Raw genomic sequence first — 18,511 nt, forward strand, 5'->3', positions numbered from 1 at the left:
TGCCCGGGAGATCCTGACACAGGATCTCCCGGGCAGCTTTCAGTGTTGGATTCAGTTGACCATGCGGTTAGCGTTCAACGGGGCGCAGACCGGCAGGGTCCTCTGCGCCCCATTCAGCCCAGGAGCCGTCGTAGACAGCCAGCTCGGTATAGCCCGATACATAGGCTGCGAGGGCGTCAATGCAGGCGGTCACGCCGGAGCCGCAGGAGAAAATCAGGGTTTCAGCATCCCCTGCCACCGCATCCACGGCTGCCTTGACTTCTTCGGGGGCGCGGAAGCGCCCCTGCTCATCGAGCAGGGAGGTGAAGGGCAGGTTGACGGAGCCGGGAATATGGCCAGCCCGCAGACCCGGGCGGGGTTCGGGGGCAGTGCCGGCAAAGCGTTCGGCGCTGCGGGCGTCAATGACGGCGGCATCCGGGCGTTCAGCTAAGGCCTTGGTGGTCAGGGCGTCCACAAAGAGTCCGCGATCCTCAGCCACAAAGGAGCCGGGCACGAAGGGCCCCTCGTTGAGAGGGAGCTGGCTGAACCCGGCTGCCTCCCAGGCGGGCAGGCCACCGTCAAGGACGGCCACGTTGTCGTGCCCCATGGCCACAAACATAAACCAGCCGCGAGCGGCAGAAAACATGCCCTGGCGGTCGTAGACCACGATGGCGGCGTCCTTGCTGATACCCAGGGCGCGTACCTGAGCTTCAAAGTCCTCAGCACCCAGCATGGTGTGTACCCCTTCGGGCGCGCTGAACTCTCCGTCAATATCGAAGCGGCGGGCACCGGGTATGCCCGTGCTTGCCCCGGCGAACTCGCCCACTGAGGCGTCCAGAATCACCAGGTTAGGGGCGGCGATGTTAGCTGAGAGCCACTGGGCTCCCACGATGGGAAAGCGCAGGTGAAGAGCGGAAGTTTCGGGCATGATTAGCCTTTCAATGAGGTGTTGTTACCCTCCCATGCTACTGACGTGGCAGCTACCTGTGAAAGGCTGCGCCCCGGCGTCCTACCGTATCAAAGGCAAGGACGCCGGGGCGCAACTAGCCGGGCAACCGGAGCTTGGGGCTGGGCGGCACCCTCGCACGGGCCCTGTTCGCTATTGGTGAAAGTTGTGGGGTGCTGAGCTACCGTTTCGCCCACTGAGCTGGCCCCCGGCGTCCGTTTGCCCCTCCACTAGACTTAGAAACAAGTACCCCAACCCCTCAAGGAAGCCATGCCCATCAACAACGCAGAAACCGTTACTATCCTGACCACCGGTGGCACCTTCGACAAGGTCTACTCCGTCGCCGGTGAACTGGAAATCGGCGAACCCTCAGTACCCGAGCTGCTCAGCTACGTACTCACCGACACCGCTTTTGAGGTTCAAAGCGTGCTCAAGCTCGACAGCCTCGACATGGTTGATGCCGACCGCGCCGTGCTGACCGAGGCCCTCAACGCCGTACAGAACGACCGCATCATCATCACCCACGGCACCGACACCATGCCCGAAACCGCCCGCTACCTCGAAGCCAACGCCACCCTCGGCAACAAGGTAGTTGTGCTCACCGGGGCCATGCAGCCGGCGTCTATGCGGAAGTCCGACGCCAGCTTCAACCTGGGGGCAGCCATAGCCGCCCTCAACCTGCTCGACCCCGGCGTCTACATCTCAATGAGCGGCCGTATCTTCCCCGCCTCAGCCGTCAAGAAAGACCGCGCCCGCGGTATCTTCGAAATCGCGTAAACCCTGGTGAGCCGGGCAATAGGTCGGTAGGCTTAAAGCAAGTACCTACCACCCACTGACCAGGAGGACCCCGTGAGCCAGCACCCCGGCAACGACAAGACCACCGGCAACTACCAGCCCCAGCAGCCCCCTGCCTACCCTAATCAGACCCAGCCGCCGTCCTATTCGGCAACCCAGCAGGGCGGCCACTACAACGAGCAGGGAGCCTACGCGGGCTACGCCCAGGCCTACGGTCAGGGCTTGCCCGCCCATATGGACGCTCCCGAACGCCCGCAGGCCCTCAAAACTGCCAGCCTCATCATGTACGTGATGATTGGACTGGGCGTTCTGGGGTCTATTCTGGGCACTATCTTCTACCAGGAGATTCAGCAGGCAACGAGCAACAGCATCCTCTCCCTCTTCAGCGGTCTCATGAGCGAAGAAGACTTGGCAGCGGCAGAGGCCGAGATTGCAATGACCGCAGACACCGGCTTTGCCACCGCTGGGCTTATCGTGGGCTTGGTCTTTGGCCTGATCTGGTCAGCCCTGCTCGTCTTCTTCACCATCATGATGAACAAGGGTCACAACTGGGCCCGTATCGTGCTGACCGTCGTAGCGAGCTTCCAGATTCTCAACCTGCTCATGGGTGCACTGACCCTGCTTCTGATCTTCCACTGGACCATGCTGGTAGACCTGCTCGCGGGTGTTCTCGCTATCGTCTTTTTGGTCTTCGTCTGGAAGAACCCCGTCTCAACCTACATGCGTCAGATCAAGGCCTACCAGCAGTGGAAGCTGCAGCAGGCCTACCTGGGTGCTGACCGGGGCCAGCGCTAGTGCCCCTGCCCCAACAGCCAGACCCGGTGGCGGGCGGCGTCCTTTCGCCCGGGAGCCTGCGGGCCGAGGCTACCGAGCTCCTTGCCCGCCTGACCGGCAACCCGGCCGCCGCCTTCCATCCCGGCCAGTTTGAGGCCATTGAGGCCCTGGTGCAGCAGCGCCGCCGGGCCCTGGTAATCCAGCGAACTGGCTGGGGTAAGTCGGCGGTCTACTTCCTCTCCGCCCTGCTCCTGCGCAGGCGGGGGAGCGGGCCCGCCCTCATCGTCTCGCCCCTGCTGGCCCTCATGCGCGACCAGGTAGAGGCCGCTGCCCGTGCCGGGGTGCGGGCAGCTATGGTCAACTCATCGAACGTGACCGAGTGGGACGCCGTGCGCGCCCAGCTCGCTGCCGGTGAGCTCGATGTTCTGTTGGTGGGCCCTGAGCGGCTCAACAACCCGACCTTCCGCTCAGACTGGCTCCCCGAGCTGGTACGCACCTGTGGCCTGCTGGTCATCGACGAAGCTCACTGCATCTCCGACTGGGGCCACGACTTCCGCCCCGACTACCGCCGCATCCGCGACCTGATTGCGGCCCTGCCCACCGGCGTCCCCGTGCTGGCTACCACCGCAACCGCTAACGAGCGGGTGGTGCAGGACGTCGCCGAGCAGCTCGGCACCCGGCAGCAGGGTAGTGCGGGCTCCGCTGATGAAGTCTTTATTTTGCGGGGCCCGCTGTCCCGCGACTCGCTGCGTCTGGGCGTCCTTACCCTACCTACCGCCAGCGACCGCCTGGGCTGGCTAGCCACCCACCTTGGCAGCCTGCCGGGCTCTGGCATTGTCTACACCCTGACCGTTTCGGCGGCCGAAGACACCGCCACAGCCCTACGGGCCTCTGGCTACGAGGTGCTGGCCTACACCGGTAAAACCGACCCCGATGAACGGCGCGAGGCCGAAAGCGCCCTGAAAGAAAACCGGGTTAAAGCCCTGGTCGCTACCAGCGCCCTGGGAATGGGCTTCGATAAGCCTGACCTGGGGTTTGTGGTGCACCTTGGGGCGCCCTCCAGCGCTGTAGCCTACTACCAGCAGGTGGGCCGAGCCGGTCGTGGCGCTATCAAGGCCGATGTGCTCCTGCTGCCCGGCAGTGAAGATAGGGAAATCTGGGACTACTTCGCCACCGCCTCCATGCCCACCGAAGAGAACACCGGGGCTGTCCTGGCAGCCCTGGCCGAGGCCACCGCCGCAGGGCAAGAACTCACCGTACCCGCGCTTGAAACCCGGGTAGATGTGAAGCGATCTTCGCTGGATTTGCTTCTCAAAGTCCTGGCTGTAGAAGGTGCCGTGGAACGCGGCTCCCGCGGCTGGGTAGCCACCGGTAACCCTTGGCACTATGACGCCCCGCGCTACGCCCGGGTACGCCAGGCCCGCCAGCGCGAACAGGACGCCATGCTGGCCTACCAGCACACCAACACCTGCCGCATGGTCTTCCTCGCCAGCGAACTAGACGACACCACAGCCCGCCCCTGCGGCATCTGCGACGTGTGCGCCGGCCCCTGGTACCCCACCGGCTTCAACCCGGCCCTCACCGAGCAGGCCGGCTCAGCCCTCGCCCGCGTGGGCGTACCCATTGAGCCGCGCGGCATGTGGCCCACGGGCCTCGACCGGTTGGTACCTCACGCCGTGCACGCGGGCACCGGCAAACCCCTGCGCGGCAAGATCGCTGAGGCTGAACGCGCTAGCGAGGGCAGAGCGCTCGCCCGCCTCACCGACCTGGGCTGGGGCAACCGCCTGCGCGAGATTTTCGCCCCCGGACCCGACGGGCAGCCCGTGGACGGCCCCGTCCCCACCGACCTGGGCAGGGCCAGCCTGCAGGTACTGGCCGAATGGGGCTGGGCAGAGCGCCCGGCTGCCGTCATCGGTCTACCCTCGCCGGTGCGTCCGCAACTCGCTTCGTCGCTGGCTCGCGGTATTGCCTCCGCCGGACGCTTGGTCAATCTAGGCGACTTCGAGTTAGCGGACGCCCCCGCCCACTTCGGCGGTAACAGCGTCTTCCGCTGTGCCGGGGTGCTGAACGCCTACCGCCTACCACCGGCGGCGGCCGACTATCTGGCGACCAACCCGGGCCCGGTTCTCGTCGTCACCGATAGAATTGACTCTCGCTGGTCAACCACCGTCACCGCCCGTACCTTGCGGGCAGCCGGTGCGACCGCCGTCCTGCCCTACGCCCTGGCCCTTACCAACTAAGTACGCGCCGAAGGAACCATGCCCCGATCCGCCCTGCCCACGCGTCCGCGCAACCTACAGCACGAAGCCCTCATGCGCCAGGCCATCGACCAGGCAAAGCTGGCCCTAGCCAGCGACGATGTGCCCATTGGCGCGGTGGTTGTGGACGCCAGCGGGCAGGTCATCGGGCGCGGCTACAATCGGCGCGAGGCCGATGCCGACCCCACCGCCCACGCCGAAGTGATCGCCATTCGGCAGGCCGCCGAACACCTGGGGAGCTGGCGGCTAGAGAGCTGCACCCTGGTCGTCACCCTCGAACCCTGCCTCATGTGCGCCGGGGCTATCCTGCTGGCCCGCCTGCCCACCGTGGTGATGGGGGCCTGGGAAGAAAAAACAGGGGCTGCCGGGAGCGTCTACGACGTGCTGCGTGACCGCAAGGTCAACCACTGGGTAGAGGTCTACCCCGGGGTGCTTGAGAGCGAATGCGCCGAGCTGCTGACTACTTTCTTTAGAAAACATCGCTAGTAGAGGAGGGGCTGCCCTAAAACGCCCCGCAGAAAACTGCACAGCCGCCCCACAATCATGTATCTTTGAAAAAGAAACATTATTTTTTCAAATACGGTAAGGGGAAGGTGTGACCACGCAACAGGTAGAAGCGGTCGTCTATGCGCACCAAACGCCGGTGGTTGAGGCGAGCACACGCCGCCCCGGGCGCACAAATAAGACCCAGCTCAAACTCTTTGAGGCCGCCATGGACATCATGAGCGAAGGCGGCCCCACCGCGACTACCGTAGAAGACATTGCTGAACGCGCCGGAGTCTCAAAGGGCACGGTCTACTACAACTTTGGGTCGAAGAAGACCATGATCGACCAGCTCCTGCAGTACGGTGCCAAGCTGCTGCTGGCCGAGATGACCACGGTCGCCAGTAAGCATGACGACCCGCGAGAAGCCCTGCGGAGTGCCCTGCACGCCGCCATTATCTATCTGAGTGAGCACCCCGGCTTCGCCCGCCTGTGGGTCTCTGAACTCTGGCGGGCCGGTGCGGACTGGTCGCCCACTACCGACCTGATCCGTGCCGATATTATGCGCTTTATCCGCGAGCTCATTAGCCGTCTGGCTACCCGCTACACCGTGCGCACAGACCGTTCCATTGAGGGGGTTTCCCTCATTATCTTTGGTGCTGTTTTTATGCTCTCCATGGATGAAACCCGCCACGGCGCAGAACGCACCCCCGAAGAGGGAGCCGAGCTCGCCATGCTCACTATCGACGGGTATATCCAGGGCTAGAACCCCGCCCGCAAGCCTCGTTGAGTTGAGTGACCGGGGTATCTAGGGTAAAATTTCCAGAGTTTGGTGACGTGTCCGAGCGGCCGAAGGTGCAACACTCGAAATGTTGTGTACGGTAACCCCGTACCGAGGGTTCAAATCCCTCCGTCACCGCCACAGGTAAAAACCCGTTTCACCTAGTCAGAGCTAGGGGGAACGGGTTTTTTCATGCCTAAATGAGGCTCCGTGACAAAAATCTGACATAAACCTGTCAAGCGGTGATACCCGTGTGATACTCGTTTGCCCTCCACCTCTATACCTAACTGTGGCACCGACCGTCATATGTGGCAGTGCCACCGCCACATTTGGGAGTCACCGCAACATGTAGCGCTCGTGAACACAGTGTTGGCTGGCAACTCTTTACGGACTGGCGCCCAATGGTAGCTTTTAACTATGCGTATTAAAGTTCTGGACCACCCCCTGGTTGACCACAAAATTACCGTTCTTCGCGATAAGAACACCCCCTCCCCGATTTTCCGCCAGCTTGTTGACGAGCTCGTCACTCTGCTGGCCTACGAGGCTACCCGCGAGATTCGCGTTGAGCCCCGCGAAGTTGAAACCCCGGTTGCTACCACCGTCGGCTCGCACATTGCCAACCCCCGCCCCCTGATCGTGCCGATCCTGCGCGCCGGTCTGGGCATGCTAGAGGGCATGACCCGCCTTATTCCTACCGCTGAGGTGGGCTTCCTGGGTATGGCTCGCAACGAGGAAACCCTGGATATCGTCACCTATGCCGAGCGTCTCCCCGAGGATCTCACCGGCCGTCAGGTCTATGTGCTGGACCCCATGCTGGCCACTGGCGGCACCCTGATTGAGTCCATCAAGTTCCTGCGCGCTCGCGGCGCTGAGCACATCACCTGCGTATGCGTACTGGGTGCCCCTGAGGGTATTGAGGCCCTTGAGAAGGGCGTTGACGGCCTTGAGAACGTCGACCTTTTCCTGGCCGCCCAGGACGAGCGCCTCAATGAGAAGGCCTACATTGTGCCCGGTCTGGGCGATGCCGGTGACCGCCTCTACGGGGTCGCTGAGTAGGGATTTTTAGCTCACTGCCTTTAGCCTAGGGGTAGCTCGCCAGGTGGCGGGCTGCCCCTGTTTTTGTAGGGGCGGACGCCTGCTGCGGGCCCGGTACGTGATGGCAAATATATTGCATGGTGAGATTTGGCCACAAAAAGGTATTGACATTTGAGTTTCAGGCGTTCTAGCTGTCTGGTTTTTTCGCTAGGTAAAAATATGCAGAAAACCGGGGGTGTCAAGGCTTTATTTAGAATCTAGGGTGTAAAAGTATGCCGTGGGGTGTAAGGATTTTCATCTTTGCTGACCCTCGCTCGGGGGCTAGACTCAGATAAGTTGAAAAAATACGCGAATATTACTTGCTTTAAATACAAATTCGGACAACGATTAAAAGTAGACAGCAGGCCCACCCGCACACGGGGTTTGCTTTCTAGCGGAACCACACACTAATGCTCGACTCATACAGGGAGAAGGTAGGCAAAATGTCAGGTGCACCGGGGTATGTTCACATCTCGCAGCGCAACCGTTCTGCCGCTCAGCGCCAGCAGGGTGTAGCCGGTCATAGCCGTGGTATTGCAAAGCAGCAGCCCGCTAATCTTCGCCCTATGACCTACAAGCCTGAGCCTCCGCGCGCAGCTGCGCAGGAGAACGAAGCTCGCGGCTTCGTCATTTATGTTGGCCTTAGCGAAGAAGCTGCCGCTAACCATGGAACCTCTTTGGTGCGAATCGTCCAAGATACCCGCGCCTATGTGCAGAACCAGGTGCCTGGCGCCGAGTCCTACGCAGCTGTGGCGCTGGCCCCTGCCGATGCGCAGGGTAGCGACCTTGAGGTTGTCCGCAATGCGCTGGGTGACCCCACTGCCGTGCATTACCAGCCTGAGGCGGTACCGGCGTCCGCTCATCACGGTGGCGAGGACGCCAAGCCCACCCACTCAGTGGGCGTGCTGATTGATCTTTCCCGCCGCGAGGTTTACCTGGACGGCGAACTGCTCAACCTCACCTACAAGGAGTTTGAGCTCCTCAACTACCTGGTTGAGAACGGCCAGCGAACCGTAGCCCGCGAAGAGCTACTCACCAGCCTGTGGCGTGATGCGGAAGAAATCCCCAATGAGCGCACCATTGACGTGCATATCCGTCGTCTGCGCTCTAAGCTGGGTCGCCTGTCGAATACCGTGCGTACCGTGCGCGGCCAGGGCTACCGCTTCTACGAGCACCCCGAGGTTGTTGTCTGGGCGGCACCGGAATACTCCATCTAATCTCAATTGCGTGTGCAGGGGCGTCGTGACCGGCTAGCAGGCTGGTGGCGGCGCCCCTTGTGTCTGTGCGGACGCCCCAGCCCGCTTGCCCGCGGCTGGGCAGGTGGGCGGTAGTAGAGTAGAGGGCATGACTGTTCCCTCTCTGAAAACTTCGCTTGTTGGCTCTGGGCCCATTAAAACTGTCTTTTTACACGGTCTGCTGGGGCGGGGTAAGAACTTCACCCGAATCGCTAAGGGGCTGGGGGAAGACGTGCAGACCCTGCTGGTTGACCTGCCTAACCACGGCGCTAGCTACTGGACAGAGAGCTTCGACTATCGGCAGATGGCAGACCTAGCGGCTGAGGCCGTTGAAGAATATAGCGCCGGTGAGCCCATCGTGCTCATGGGGCACTCTATGGGCGGCAAAATCGCTATGCTGCTGGCCCTGCGCCACCCCCACCTGGTGAGCAAGCTGGTGGTTATTGATATTGCCCCGGGGGAGTCCAAGGGGAGCTTTGAAATTCTTATGGACTCCATGCTGAACCTGCCCATCGAAACCTACACCACCCGTTCCCAGGCCGATGCTGACCTTGCCCTCAATGTGCCAGCTGCTGGCACCCGAGCCTTCCTGCTACAGAATCTGACCATGTCAAAGGCCGGTAACTCCTGGGAACCCAACCTACAGATGCTCCGTCGCCACCTGCCTGAGATTATGGGCTGGCCGGGGGGTGACGGAGTTTTTGAGAAGCCTGTGCTGTGGGTTGCAGGCGGGGACTCCCCCTACATCACAGACGCTGACCTTGAGCCCATGAAGAAGCTCTTCCCCCTGGTGCGCCGTGTGGTGCTGAAGGGGGCCGGGCACTGGGTGCACTCTGAGAAGCCCGAAGAGACCATTTACCTGCTCAAGCGCTTTATCGGCCTCGACGGTTAGGATGGGTGTATGACCGATTTCGTCCTGCCACGTCACGATGCCCGCACCCTCATTATCATGCGCCATGCTGAAGCTGACTGGGGGCTTGACGATTTCAACCGCCCGCTGACCCGTCATGGGAGCGAGCAGGCCCAGCGGGCCGGGGAGTGGTTGAAGGAGAAGGGGCTGATACCCGAGATGCTGGTCAGCTCAGCGGCACTACGCACCAGGCAGACCACAACCTGGGTTTCAGATGCCCTGGGAGAAAAGGCCCCTACCGCCAGCCTGGATGAACGCCTCTACAATGCACCGGCCTCAGCCCTGCTCACAGCTATCAATCGCACCCCCGCCGGGGTGCAGTCCCTGATGCTGATTGCCCACCTGCCCGGAGTTCAGGACGCCGCCCTGCAGCTGGCCCGCCCCGATTCAGAGTACGAGGCGCTGATGGATGCCTCCTACGGGTATGCCCCCTCGTCCCTGACCGTTTTTGAGGTAAGCGGTGACTGGGACCAGCTGATTGAGGGCGAGGCCCGCCTGACCCATTTCGCAACCTTTTAGCGGGCGCTGACGGCGGGCGTCCGTACCTGTGGCGCTAACCGCCAAATGTGGCGGCGGCATCGCCACATTTGGCGGTTAGTAGCACACCTGCCAGCAGAGTGCCGTGAAGGTACAGAAAAACCCCGGTCGACCAAGGTCAACCGGGGTTTTGTGGCGGAGACGGGGGGATTTGAACCCCCGGTCGAGTTTAACCCCGACCCTTCATTAGCAGTGAAGTCCATTCGGCCGCTCTGGCACGTCTCCATAGTCTGTGTAGAGGCTCGTCAACGTGGCCTAGCAACACAGCTCTACCCATACTAGCGACAAAAGTAGCGGCGGTCAAAACCCCGTGAGATGCAGACGCTAACCCTGGAGCTTGCTGTGGACCACTTGATAAAATGGCACAGGTAACACTCAGCGCCCAACGGTAAGGAAATCGGCATGTCAGAATCGTACAACCAGCAGAATCCCCAGAATTCAGGTCAGAACTACGGCTCCTACAGTGCGCCCAGCGAGCAGCCCTACGCCCAGAACTACAACCAGCCCTACGGCCAGGTTGCTGTAAACCCTGAGGGGCAGAAGCACGCCCAGAACGCCATGATTTTCGGCATTCTGTCCATCGTGATTGCGGGCCTCGGCGTAGTTTTCGGTCCCCTTGCCCTCTCCCAGGTCCGCAAGGCTGAATCCTACGGAGCTGAGGCAACCGTCGGTAAGGTCACCGGCTGGATTGGTCTGGTGCTGGGCATCCTCTCCCTGCTCTTCATCATCGCCTACATTGCCTTTGTCGTTATTTTGATCGGCACCGCCGGTACTTCTTCTACCTACTAGCGCTAGAAGTCTTTTACCTAGAGAGCGGGGGCAGGCTGAGACCTGCCCCCGCTTTTGTCTCTGAATCCGGGTATGAAAAAACCCGCTCCCTTACGGAAGCGGGCTTCTTGGCGGATGGTGTGGGATTTGAACCCACGAGACGGGGTTGCCGCCTACTGGTTTTCAAGACCAGCTCCTTCGGCCGCTCGGACAACCATCCAAACTGTGCTGAGCACTTCTACTATGGTACACAGTTGCCGCCCTAAAGCAAAATAGTGGCCTTTGTGCCCTTGCTCTCGTTAGGCTGGGGATAGAGGTGGGTGGTAAGCGTCCGTCCGCCTAGCTGCCCCGGTAAGGGGCGGAAAAACCTGTGTGAGAAGGAGTTCCCCATGCGCGCCATCCTCGAAGAAGAACACGGCGGCCCCGAGGTGCTGGTCGTGAGCGAGCAGCCGACGCCGACACCTGGCCCCGGCCAGGTGCTGCTACGGGTGGCGGCCAGCGGGGTCAACCGGGCGGACGTCTCCCAGCGGCAGGGCTTTTACCCTCCTCCCCCTGGGGCTAGTTCCATCTACGGCCTGGAGGTCTCGGGCACGGTGGAAGCCGTGGGGGAGGGTGTCGACGAGGGCTACCTGAACCTGGAGCGGGTCGCCCTGCTCGCTGGCGGTGGGTATGCCGAGTACGTGGCGGTGGATTTGAACCACACCCTGCCGGTGCCCGAAGGCGTCAGCCTCGAAGACGCCGCCGGCCTCATTGAGGTGGCTGCAACGGTCTACTCCAACCTGGTTCTTACCCTGGGGGTTGCACCCCGCCCCGAGGGCAACGACGGCAAAACCCTGCTCATTCACGGTGGTACCGGCGGCATTGGTACCCACGCTATCGAACTGGCTCGAGCCCTGGGGCTGCAGGTCTTTGCCACCGGCGGTAGTGACAAAAAGTGCGACTTCATTCGAGCCCTGGGTGCTGAGGCTATCAATTACCGCACCCAGGACTTTCGCGAAACCGTCCGCCAGCTGACGGACGGGCGCGGGGTTAACTACATCCTGGACGTTGTGGGTGGAGCCTACCTAGAAGAGAACATTAAGACCCTGGCGGTAGATGGCTCTATGGCCGTCATCGGCCTGCAGGGCGGGCCCAAGGGGCAGCTCAACCTGGGCTATATGCTCCCGCGCCGCTTGAGCGTGCACGCCACTTCCCTGCGCTCGCGGTCGGCTGCTGATAAGGCCCGCATCGTCGACGGTGTGGGGCAGCTTGTGTGGCCCCTGATTGAAAGCGGGGAGATCTCAAACCATACCAGCGCCGTCTTCCCGCTTGAGCGGGCATCAGAAGCCCATGCCCATTTAGAAGCCGGGGAGCATCGCGGCAAAATCCTGCTGACCCCCTAAACCGCGGGCGTCCGCGCATCTGCGGCGGGCGCCCTGCCGGCCGGTGAACGAAAAGCGGCGTCACAAGCGCCGTAATATGTGACCTGGTGCCCATAGGGGAGTATTGTGTGAGTGCACACACCCACACGGTTGTGGGACATCACAGTCACATTGGAGCCTCACCATGTCACCACAGAGCTCTTCAACCCTAGAGCAGGAGCGGCCGAAGCCCTACGTCGACCCCGACGTGCTCGATGCCGAACACCGTACCTGGAAGCCCAAAACTATCGCCATCTGGGCCCTCATCGCCCTGGTCGGAGCGGTTTCCTGGTCCATGATCGCTATCTTCCGCGGCGAAACCGTCAACGCCATCTGGTTCGTCTTCGCCGCCGTCTGTAGCTACCTGATTGCCTACCGTTTCTACGCCCGCTTCATCGAAGCCAAGCTCACCCAGCCCGATGACCGCCGCGCGACCCCCGCCGAATACGACGCTGACGGCAAGGACTACGCCGCCACCGACCGCCGCGTACTCTACGGCCACCACTTCGCCGCTATCGCGGGCGCTGGCCCCCTGGTAGGCCCCGTCCTGGCAGCCCAGATGGGCTTCTTGCCCGGCACCATCTGGATTATCGTCGGCGTTATCTTTGCCGGCGCCGTGCAGGACTACCTGGTGCTCTTCTTCTCCATGCGCCGGGGCGGACGCTCCCTGGGCCAGATGGCCAAGGAAGAGCTAGGAACCGTAGGTGGCTACGCCGCCATTCTGGCAACCCTGGCCATCATGATCATCATTACCGCTATCCTTGCCCTGGTCGTGGTCAACGCCCTGGGTGAATCCCCCTGGGGTGTTTTCTCGGTAGGTATGACTATCCCCATCGCCCTCTTTATGGGCGTTTACCTGCGCTACCTGCGCCCAGGTAAGGTGGGCGAAGTATCGCTGATTGGCTTCGTCCTGCTCATGGCCGCTATCGTGGGCGGCGGCTGGGTCTCCAACACCGCCTGGGGTATGGAGTACCTGCTGCTTGACCGCGTCACCCTGGCCTGGTGCGTCATTATCTACGGCTTTATCGCCGCCGTCCTGCCCGTCTGGTTGCTGCTCGCCCCGCGCGACTACCTTTCAACCTTCATGAAGGTGGGCACCATCGTGCTGCTGGCTGTCGGCATTATCGTCGTCCGCCCCGAAATCACCGTCCCCGCCATCAGTGAGTTCGCCGGCCGCGCCGACGGCCCCGTCTGGTCAGGTTCCCTCTTCCCCTTCCTCTTTGTCACCATCGCCTGTGGTGCGCTGTCTGGCTTCCACGCCCTGATTGCATCGGGTACCACTCCCAAGATGGTTGAAAAGGAACGCCAGACTCGTTTCATTGGCTATGGCGGCATGCTCATGGAATCCTTCGTCGCCATCATGGCCCTGGTCGCTGCTGTCACCATCGACCGCGGCATCTACTTCGCCATGAACTCAGCAGCCGGGGCAACCGGCGGTACCGTCGAATCAGCGGCCGTTTTCGTTAACTCCCTGGGCCTGACTGGCGTGCACGTCACCCCCGAACTGCTGCAGGGCACTGCGGACGCCGTCGGCGAGCACTCCATCGTCTCCCGCACCGGTGGCGCCCCCACCCTGGCTGTGGGTATGGCGCTGATTCTCAACCAGATGCTGCCCTGGTTCGAACTCACCAGCTTCTGGTACCACTTCGCCATCATGTTTGAGGCCCTCTTCATCCTCACCGCGGTGGACGCCGGTACCCGCGTAGCCCGCTTCATGCTCTCAGATACCCTGGGCAACTTCTTCCCCAAGTTCCGCGACCATAACTGGCGACTGGGCGCCTGGCTGACCACCGCCGTCATGGTGGCAGGCTGGGGTTCGATTCTGATTCTGGGTGTCACCGACCCGCTCGGCGGCATCAACACCTTCTACCCCCTCTTCGGTATCGCCAACCAGCTGCTGGCTGCTGTTGCGCTGGCTGTCTGCCTGGCGATTGCCGCGAACAAGGGCCGCTTCAAGTACCTCTGGATTATCGCCCTGCCCCTGGTCTTCGACCTGGTCGTTACGGTGGTGGGCTCCTACCAGAAGATTTTCTCGTCCAACCCCGCTGTGGGCTACTGGGCGAACCACTTCCGCTACAAGGACGCCCTGGCGGCCGGTGAAACCTCGCTGGGTGCGGCGAAGGACGTCGCTGCCATGGAGGCGGTTGTACGCAACACCTTCGTGCAGGGCTCGCTTTCAATCCTCTTCGTGGTGCTGACCCTGGTGGTCGTTGTTACCGCCCTGATTGAGGTCGTCAAGGCTAAGAACGGCCACGCGAAGGAAAGCAAGGAAAACCCCTACATCGAGTCGAAGCTCTACGCCCCGGCTGGCATGATTGCCACCCCCGCCGAGCGGGAGCTAGAGGCCCAGTGGCAGGAGTTCTACCGCAAGCACCCCGACCAGATTAGCGGTTCTGCCGGGCACAGTGGCCACTAGGAGGGGAGCATGAGCATCCGTTCTTTCCTCGCCCGCGTCCGCTGGTTCGCTAACGGAGTTATGGGCGCAGATAAGTACCAGAAGTACCTGGCCCACCACCGCGCCAGCGGCTGCGCCCACGCTCCTATGACCGAGCGGGAGTTCTGGAAAGACTACACTGACTCCCTCGATAAGAACCCGGGAGCTCGGTGCTGCTAGCTGACCACGGTAGGTACCATCGCAGTGAGAAAAACCCACGAACTAGCTGGGTATTTCTGACTACGATGGTACCTTCTCTGGGGAACAGCGATATTAGGGTAACCTAAGTATGTAGACCTCGTGAAAGGAGTAACCGTGGGTATCAAAGACTTCCTGCAGAGCCGCAGGGACGACGCCGAACTCGGCAAAGGCCTCTGGCGTCGGGCCCACGACCGCTTCGTCCGTGGACTCGACCGCTTCCACCAGATTCTCGAACGCGTGCCTGCCGGGCCCACTCTTGAAGAGCTCGTCCCCCTGGCCAATGACCTGGCTGACCTGCTGCCGCGCGTCCGCACTGTTGCCGCTGAGGCCCAGCGCCTGGCCCCCAGCGAATCAAACGATATCCCCGCTTCTCCCACCGGGGTGTACTCCGACCTGCACCGGGCGCTTTCCAAGGCGGGTAACTCCCTAGCCCTTTGCGCTGAAGCCCTGGCTATGACCCGTTGCGCCGGTGATTGCGGCACCGACTGCACCCGCACCGCCACCATCGCCCGCCGGGTTGAAACGGTGCAGCAGCACGTTGCGGACGCCGAAGCCCGCCTGGCTGCCGCCCGGCAGGAGGTGCTGGCCCCGGCGTCCTAACCGGTTCTGTCACCCATATCGCGTAGCTATCCCCTAAAAAGTGCCTGCCCACCTGCACTGCTAGCCGGTAAGGTAGGTGGGTGCCCGTTCGCGCTTTCTCAGGGCACCGCCACACACCGCACCTGAATCAGAGGGGACTTCTACGCCATGAACCGCTATGCCCACATTGACGCAATGCGCGCTTTTGCGGTGCTGCTGGTGGTGTTTTCCCACGCCGGGCTGACCTTTGTGCCGGGTGGGTCGGGCGTAACGATTTTCTTTGCTATCTCGGGCTTCATCATCACCTACCTGCTGCTGCGGGAGCGCGATAAGACCGGCGGGTTTGATGTGCCGGGCTTCTATATCCGACGCCTGCTCAAAATCGCTCCGCCCCTGATTCTGGCGATTGTGATACCCACGCTGGTCTATCGGTCGATGGGTGGGGCCGTCGATACCCTGGACTTCCTGGGGCAGGTCTTCTTCTTCTTTAACCTGCGCTACCTGGACTCGCAGATTACGGTACTGCCGGGTACGCACGTGATGTGGTCCCTGTCGATTGAAGAGCAGTTTTACCTGGTCTTTGCCCTAATCTGGCTGGTGCTGGTGCGCTGGACCGTCTACCGGCGGGCCCTGACGGTACTGGGTGTAGCTGTGGTGCTCTACTCGTCGCTGTCTCGCTGGGTTCTGCATGACGCCGGCGCTAGCACCGATCGCATCTACTTCGGCACCGATACCCGCATGGAAGCTATCGCCATCGGTATGCTCACCGCCCTCTGGTACCACCGCTACGCAGCGGACGAGATGGTGCTGGGGCGGGAAGTCGCCGGCCGACGCTACCGGTCGGGGGCCCTGATTCAGGACGGACGCACCATCCCACTTCTAGGGCGCAACTGGGTGCTTTTCGTCGCCCTGGGGGTTTACCTGCTGACCCTGGTCATCCGTGATGAGACCTTCCGCGATACGGTGCGCTATTCGCTTCAGGCATGGGCGGCATCCGCCGTGATGCTCTGGGGCCTGGTTGCTTCGCGCCAGCCCCTGGGCGCTACTGTGCACCGCTTCTTGGCCTGGCGACCCCTACAGCTGATTGGCCTGTCGAGCTACAGCATTTACCTGGTGCACGATGTGCTTTTCAAGGCCCTGGAACCCCACCTGCACGGGCTTCCGACGCTGACCCAGGTTGCCCTGCTGGCCCCGCTGGGTATTGCCGCCGGTGTGGCGATGTACCTGGTGATTGAAGTGCCGGTGATGCGCTTTAAAGACCGCTACTTTGGGGCAAGCTGGAAGAAGCAGGCGGCAGCGGCCGATACTCCCGGCCCCATGGGAACTAAGAGCTAGAGAAGGGCTAGAGCAGCCCCTCACTCCGGGCTGCCGCAATTGCTGCCGTGCGGTTATCGACGCCCAGCTTGGTGTAGATATGCACCAGGTGGGTCTTCACCGTGGCCTGAGAAATAAAGAGGGCCTCAGCCAGCTCCTTATTGGTAGCCCCGGTAGCCAGTAGCTTGAGCAGCTCCATCTCGCGGGCCGACAGAGAAATAGCGGGCCGCTGCATACGCTCCATCAAGGCCGCCGTGATCTCGGGCGACAGCGTCCGCTCACCCCGCGCCGTCGCCTGCACCTGCTCGGGCGGGGCGTCCTTCAGCAGATAGCCCAGGGCCCCTGCCTCAATAGCCGCAACGATATCGCCCTGGGTGTCAAAGGTCGTCAAAATCAGCACCGGCGGCCCGCCCGCAGCCTTGAAAGCGCGGGTTGCCTCGATGCCGTCCATGGGCTTCATCTGAATGTCCATGACCACCACATCCAGCGCCGCCCCAGCCCGGGCCTGCTCCGCGGCTACGGCGAGCGCCGTCGACCCGTCAGCTGCTTCGGCAACCACATCGATGCCTTCAAAGCTTTCGAACATGGCGCGCAGGCCGGCGCGCACAACGGGGTGGTCATCAACGAGTAGGGCGCGGACGGTCACTGGGCCTCCTGGTCGGGTCGGTGCTGGTTGGTCTGATTGAGGGGGATACGGGCTGTGAGGACGGTGCCTTCACCGGGGGTGCTTTCAACGTCTAGGCTACCGTCGAGGTGGGCAACGCGCTCGCTGAGGGAGGTGAGCCCGTAGCCGGTTCCGGTTTCGCTGAGGGGGCTGGTTTTGAGGGTGCTAGACCCCAAGGGATGAGGGGTGAATCCCCGGCCGTTGTCGAAGATGTCGAGGGTGATGTCGTTCGGCCAGATGCTGAGGGTGAGGGCAGCGCGGCTTGCCTCGGCGTGGGCTGCGACGTTGGCGAGGGCGCCCTGGGCTATGCGCACGAGGGTCGCTGAAACCTCCTCGGGCAGGGCCTTGGCGGTTTCTTCGTCACCTTCAAGAATGAAGGCACAGGTGAGGGGTTTACCTGCGGCCCTCTGGGCGGTTTCGGTGGAGGTGGCAAGTGCCCTGAGTGCAGAGACTAGGGAGTCGTCGAGGGCCGGGGATGAGAGATCCCGAATAAAGCGGCGGGCCTCAGCCAGGTTGGCGGCGGCAGAGTCCTGGATAACGCGCACCTGGGCGGCTGCGGCGTCCGCCTTTCCTTCCTGAAGCGAGGACGCCGCTGCCCGGGAAACCAGCACAATAGACGAAAGCCCCTGCGCCAGAGTGTCGTGGATTTCGCGGGCCAGGCGCTCGCGTTCTTCGAGCTTACCGGCGCTGTACTGCTGCTGGACGAGCTCGGCCTGCACCGCGCGAAGCTGCTGGGCAAGCTGGTACTGGCGGGCGGCGTCGGCGCGCAGGGCGCGGTAGGTGAAGGAGATGACGATGGCGAGCAGGGCCCCCAGGGTGGGGCCGATGAGGTAGCCGGGGGCTATACCTTCTGAGTGAAGGTAGTCGAGGCCAAACCCGGCAGGCCCCACCAGGGGCAGGGCAATGGCCAGGGCGCAGAGGACGAGGGTGGCAGCTACCCCCGCTATGGGGGCGAGCAGGTGCAGGTAGAGGAACATGATGGGGAAGACCACCCAGGTGAAGGAGCTATCGAGCGCCATAAGCCCCAGCCACAGCAGGGTGATGATCAGTAGCCACAGGTGGGCAGGGGTAAAGCGGGCTGCCTGCCGGTAGCGGGCGGACGCACCTGGCCGGGGGAAGAGGTCGGGGAAGGTAGCCGGTAGTCCCCGCCGGTTCTCGTAGACCGTTCCGGCAAGGTAGATGCCCCCGAGTACCAGTGAGAGTACCCCGAGCGCGGCATGACGTACCTGGTAGACGCTACCGATCAGGGCTAGCACCGCACCGAAGCACAGCAAAAAAGCGAACATCACGTGCAGGCTCACTCGCAGAATCTTGAGCACCAGCAGGGTTTGCTGTGAGGAAGTAGCGGGGAGGGGGCTGGGTGCGGTCGTCATACAAAC

18 protein-coding genes and 3 tRNA genes are annotated in these 18,511 nt (G+C 62.3%); 16 read left to right on the plus strand and 5 right to left on the minus strand.

From position 1 onward, the window contains the following. Positions 1-67: 67 nt before the first annotated feature. Complete coding sequence (locus tag L7A20_RS01600; RefSeq protein ID WP_237222161.1) at positions 68-907, minus strand: sulfurtransferase; 840 nt, start codon at positions 905-907, stop codon at positions 68-70. Positions 908-1,195: 288 nt separating this feature from the next. Here L7A20_RS01600 and L7A20_RS01605 point away from each other — a divergent pair, with 288 nt between their 5' ends. From L7A20_RS01605 to L7A20_RS01650, 10 genes are all read left to right on the plus strand, one after another. Then, complete coding sequence (locus tag L7A20_RS01605) at positions 1,196-1,702, plus strand: asparaginase domain-containing protein (RefSeq protein WP_237222162.1); 507 nt, start codon at positions 1,196-1,198, stop codon at positions 1,700-1,702. A 72-nt stretch (positions 1,703-1,774) separates the two neighbouring features. Next, positions 1,775-2,515, plus strand: a complete 741-nt coding sequence (locus tag L7A20_RS01610) for a hypothetical protein (RefSeq protein WP_237222163.1) — start codon at positions 1,775-1,777, stop codon at positions 2,513-2,515. Continuing rightward, positions 2,515-4,734 carry a RecQ family ATP-dependent DNA helicase gene (locus tag L7A20_RS01615; protein WP_237222164.1) on the plus strand — a complete coding sequence of 740 codons (2,220 nt, stop codon included), beginning with the start codon at positions 2,515-2,517 and terminating at the stop codon, positions 4,732-4,734. The genes L7A20_RS01610 and L7A20_RS01615 overlap by 1 nt, the downstream gene beginning before the upstream one ends. A gap of 18 nt (positions 4,735-4,752) precedes the next feature. Next, positions 4,753-5,238 (plus strand): tRNA adenosine(34) deaminase TadA, encoded by a 486-nt coding sequence (gene tadA / locus L7A20_RS01620; RefSeq protein ID WP_237185205.1) that lies wholly within the window; start codon positions 4,753-4,755, stop codon positions 5,236-5,238. Between the two features lie 109 nt (positions 5,239-5,347). Continuing rightward, positions 5,348-6,001, plus strand: coding sequence for a TetR/AcrR family transcriptional regulator (locus L7A20_RS01625; protein ID WP_237200000.1), 654 nt, complete (start codon positions 5,348-5,350; stop codon positions 5,999-6,001). Positions 6,002-6,066: 65 nt separating this feature from the next. Next, positions 6,067-6,157: transfer RNA gene (locus L7A20_RS01630), tRNA-Ser, on the plus strand. Positions 6,158-6,433: 276 nt separating this feature from the next. Next, positions 6,434-7,072 (plus strand): uracil phosphoribosyltransferase, encoded by a 639-nt coding sequence (gene upp, locus L7A20_RS01635; protein WP_237207283.1) that lies wholly within the window; start codon positions 6,434-6,436, stop codon positions 7,070-7,072. A gap of 461 nt (positions 7,073-7,533) precedes the next feature. Next, positions 7,534-8,307 carry a winged helix-turn-helix domain-containing protein gene (locus L7A20_RS01640; RefSeq protein ID WP_237185177.1) on the plus strand — a complete coding sequence of 258 codons (774 nt, stop codon included), beginning with the start codon at positions 7,534-7,536 and terminating at the stop codon, positions 8,305-8,307. A 127-nt stretch (positions 8,308-8,434) separates the two neighbouring features. Continuing rightward, positions 8,435-9,217 carry an alpha/beta fold hydrolase gene (locus L7A20_RS01645; RefSeq protein WP_237222165.1) on the plus strand — a complete coding sequence of 261 codons (783 nt, stop codon included), beginning with the start codon at positions 8,435-8,437 and terminating at the stop codon, positions 9,215-9,217. 9 nt (positions 9,218-9,226) lie between these two features. Then, positions 9,227-9,754 carry a SixA phosphatase family protein gene (locus tag L7A20_RS01650; protein ID WP_237222166.1) on the plus strand — a complete coding sequence of 176 codons (528 nt, stop codon included), beginning with the start codon at positions 9,227-9,229 and terminating at the stop codon, positions 9,752-9,754. Positions 9,755-9,905: 151 nt separating this feature from the next. Here the strand turns inward: L7A20_RS01650 and L7A20_RS01655 are convergent. Beyond that, positions 9,906-9,997, minus strand: a tRNA-Ser gene (locus tag L7A20_RS01655). A 177-nt stretch (positions 9,998-10,174) separates the two neighbouring features. Between L7A20_RS01655 and L7A20_RS01660 the strand changes: the two genes are divergently transcribed. Continuing rightward, positions 10,175-10,561, plus strand: a complete 387-nt coding sequence (locus tag L7A20_RS01660) for a DUF4190 domain-containing protein (protein WP_237222167.1) — start codon at positions 10,175-10,177, stop codon at positions 10,559-10,561. Positions 10,562-10,669: 108 nt separating this feature from the next. On the opposite strand, the gene L7A20_RS01665 is transcribed toward L7A20_RS01660, so the two are convergent. Then, positions 10,670-10,760 (minus strand) — tRNA-Ser (locus L7A20_RS01665). 169 nt (positions 10,761-10,929) lie between these two features. On the opposite strand from L7A20_RS01665, the gene L7A20_RS01670 reads away from it, so the two are divergent. The 5 genes from L7A20_RS01670 to L7A20_RS01690 all read left to right on the plus strand — a co-directional run bounded on the left by L7A20_RS01670 (position 10,930) and on the right by L7A20_RS01690 (position 16,489). Then, on the plus strand, positions 10,930-11,922 hold the full coding sequence (locus tag L7A20_RS01670) for an NAD(P)H-quinone oxidoreductase (protein ID WP_237222168.1): 993 nt from the start codon (positions 10,930-10,932) through the stop codon (positions 11,920-11,922). Between the two features lie 163 nt (positions 11,923-12,085). Continuing rightward, the gene (locus L7A20_RS01675) at positions 12,086-14,356 is read left to right on the plus strand and encodes a carbon starvation CstA family protein (protein WP_237207280.1); all 2,271 of its coding nucleotides are present in this window, start codon (positions 12,086-12,088) and stop codon (positions 14,354-14,356) included. A gap of 9 nt (positions 14,357-14,365) precedes the next feature. Further along, positions 14,366-14,554, plus strand: coding sequence for a YbdD/YjiX family protein (locus tag L7A20_RS01680; RefSeq protein ID WP_185174047.1), 189 nt, complete (start codon positions 14,366-14,368; stop codon positions 14,552-14,554). A 135-nt stretch (positions 14,555-14,689) separates the two neighbouring features. Beyond that, positions 14,690-15,175, plus strand: a complete 486-nt coding sequence (locus L7A20_RS01685; RefSeq protein ID WP_237222211.1) for a dehydrogenase — start codon at positions 14,690-14,692, stop codon at positions 15,173-15,175. 147 nt (positions 15,176-15,322) lie between these two features. Beyond that, a complete protein-coding gene (locus tag L7A20_RS01690; protein WP_237222169.1) occupies positions 15,323-16,489 on the plus strand; it encodes an acyltransferase family protein in 1,167 nt (388 codons plus the stop codon). Positions 16,490-16,496: 7 nt separating this feature from the next. Here L7A20_RS01690 and L7A20_RS01695 read toward each other — a convergent pair whose 3' ends face one another. Together L7A20_RS01695 and L7A20_RS01700 are read right to left on the minus strand one after the other, a co-directional pair. Next, positions 16,497-17,114, minus strand: coding sequence for a response regulator (locus L7A20_RS01695; RefSeq protein ID WP_272879200.1), 618 nt, complete (start codon positions 17,112-17,114; stop codon positions 16,497-16,499). Continuing rightward, the gene (locus L7A20_RS01700; protein WP_237222170.1) at positions 17,111-18,505 is read right to left on the minus strand and encodes a sensor histidine kinase; all 1,395 of its coding nucleotides are present in this window, start codon (positions 18,503-18,505) and stop codon (positions 17,111-17,113) included. The genes L7A20_RS01695 and L7A20_RS01700 overlap by 4 nt, the downstream gene beginning before the upstream one ends. Positions 18,506-18,511 lie beyond the last annotated feature (6 nt).

This window comes from Rothia nasimurium (assembly GCF_928381415.1).
GTDB lineage: Bacteria > Actinomycetota > Actinomycetes > Actinomycetales > Micrococcaceae > Rothia > Rothia nasimurium_H.

What these genes read in the sequence shown, in the direction of transcription:
- L7A20_RS01600 (WP_237222161.1), bottom strand. Translation starts at nt 907, where the DNA reads ATGCCCGAAACTTCCGCTCTTCACCTGCGCTTTCCCATCGTGGGAGCC.
- L7A20_RS01605 (WP_237222162.1), top strand. Translation starts at nt 1,196, where the DNA reads ATGCCCATCAACAACGCAGAAACCGTTACTATCCTGACCACCGGTGGC.
- tadA (WP_237185205.1), top strand. Translation starts at nt 4,753, where the DNA reads ATGCCCCGATCCGCCCTGCCCACGCGTCCGCGCAACCTACAGCACGAA.
- upp (WP_237207283.1), top strand. Translation starts at nt 6,434, where the DNA reads ATGCGTATTAAAGTTCTGGACCACCCCCTGGTTGACCACAAAATTACC.
- L7A20_RS01640 (WP_237185177.1), top strand. Translation starts at nt 7,534, where the DNA reads ATGTCAGGTGCACCGGGGTATGTTCACATCTCGCAGCGCAACCGTTCT.
- L7A20_RS01645 (WP_237222165.1), top strand. Translation starts at nt 8,435, where the DNA reads ATGACTGTTCCCTCTCTGAAAACTTCGCTTGTTGGCTCTGGGCCCATT.
- L7A20_RS01650 (WP_237222166.1), top strand. Translation starts at nt 9,227, where the DNA reads ATGACCGATTTCGTCCTGCCACGTCACGATGCCCGCACCCTCATTATC.
- L7A20_RS01660 (WP_237222167.1), top strand. Translation starts at nt 10,175, where the DNA reads ATGTCAGAATCGTACAACCAGCAGAATCCCCAGAATTCAGGTCAGAAC.
- L7A20_RS01670 (WP_237222168.1), top strand. Translation starts at nt 10,930, where the DNA reads ATGCGCGCCATCCTCGAAGAAGAACACGGCGGCCCCGAGGTGCTGGTC.
- L7A20_RS01675 (WP_237207280.1), top strand. Translation starts at nt 12,086, where the DNA reads ATGTCACCACAGAGCTCTTCAACCCTAGAGCAGGAGCGGCCGAAGCCC.
- L7A20_RS01680 (WP_185174047.1), top strand. Translation starts at nt 14,366, where the DNA reads ATGAGCATCCGTTCTTTCCTCGCCCGCGTCCGCTGGTTCGCTAACGGA.
- L7A20_RS01690 (WP_237222169.1), top strand. Translation starts at nt 15,323, where the DNA reads ATGAACCGCTATGCCCACATTGACGCAATGCGCGCTTTTGCGGTGCTG.
- L7A20_RS01700 (WP_237222170.1), bottom strand. Translation starts at nt 18,505, where the DNA reads ATGACGACCGCACCCAGCCCCCTCCCCGCTACTTCCTCACAGCAAACC.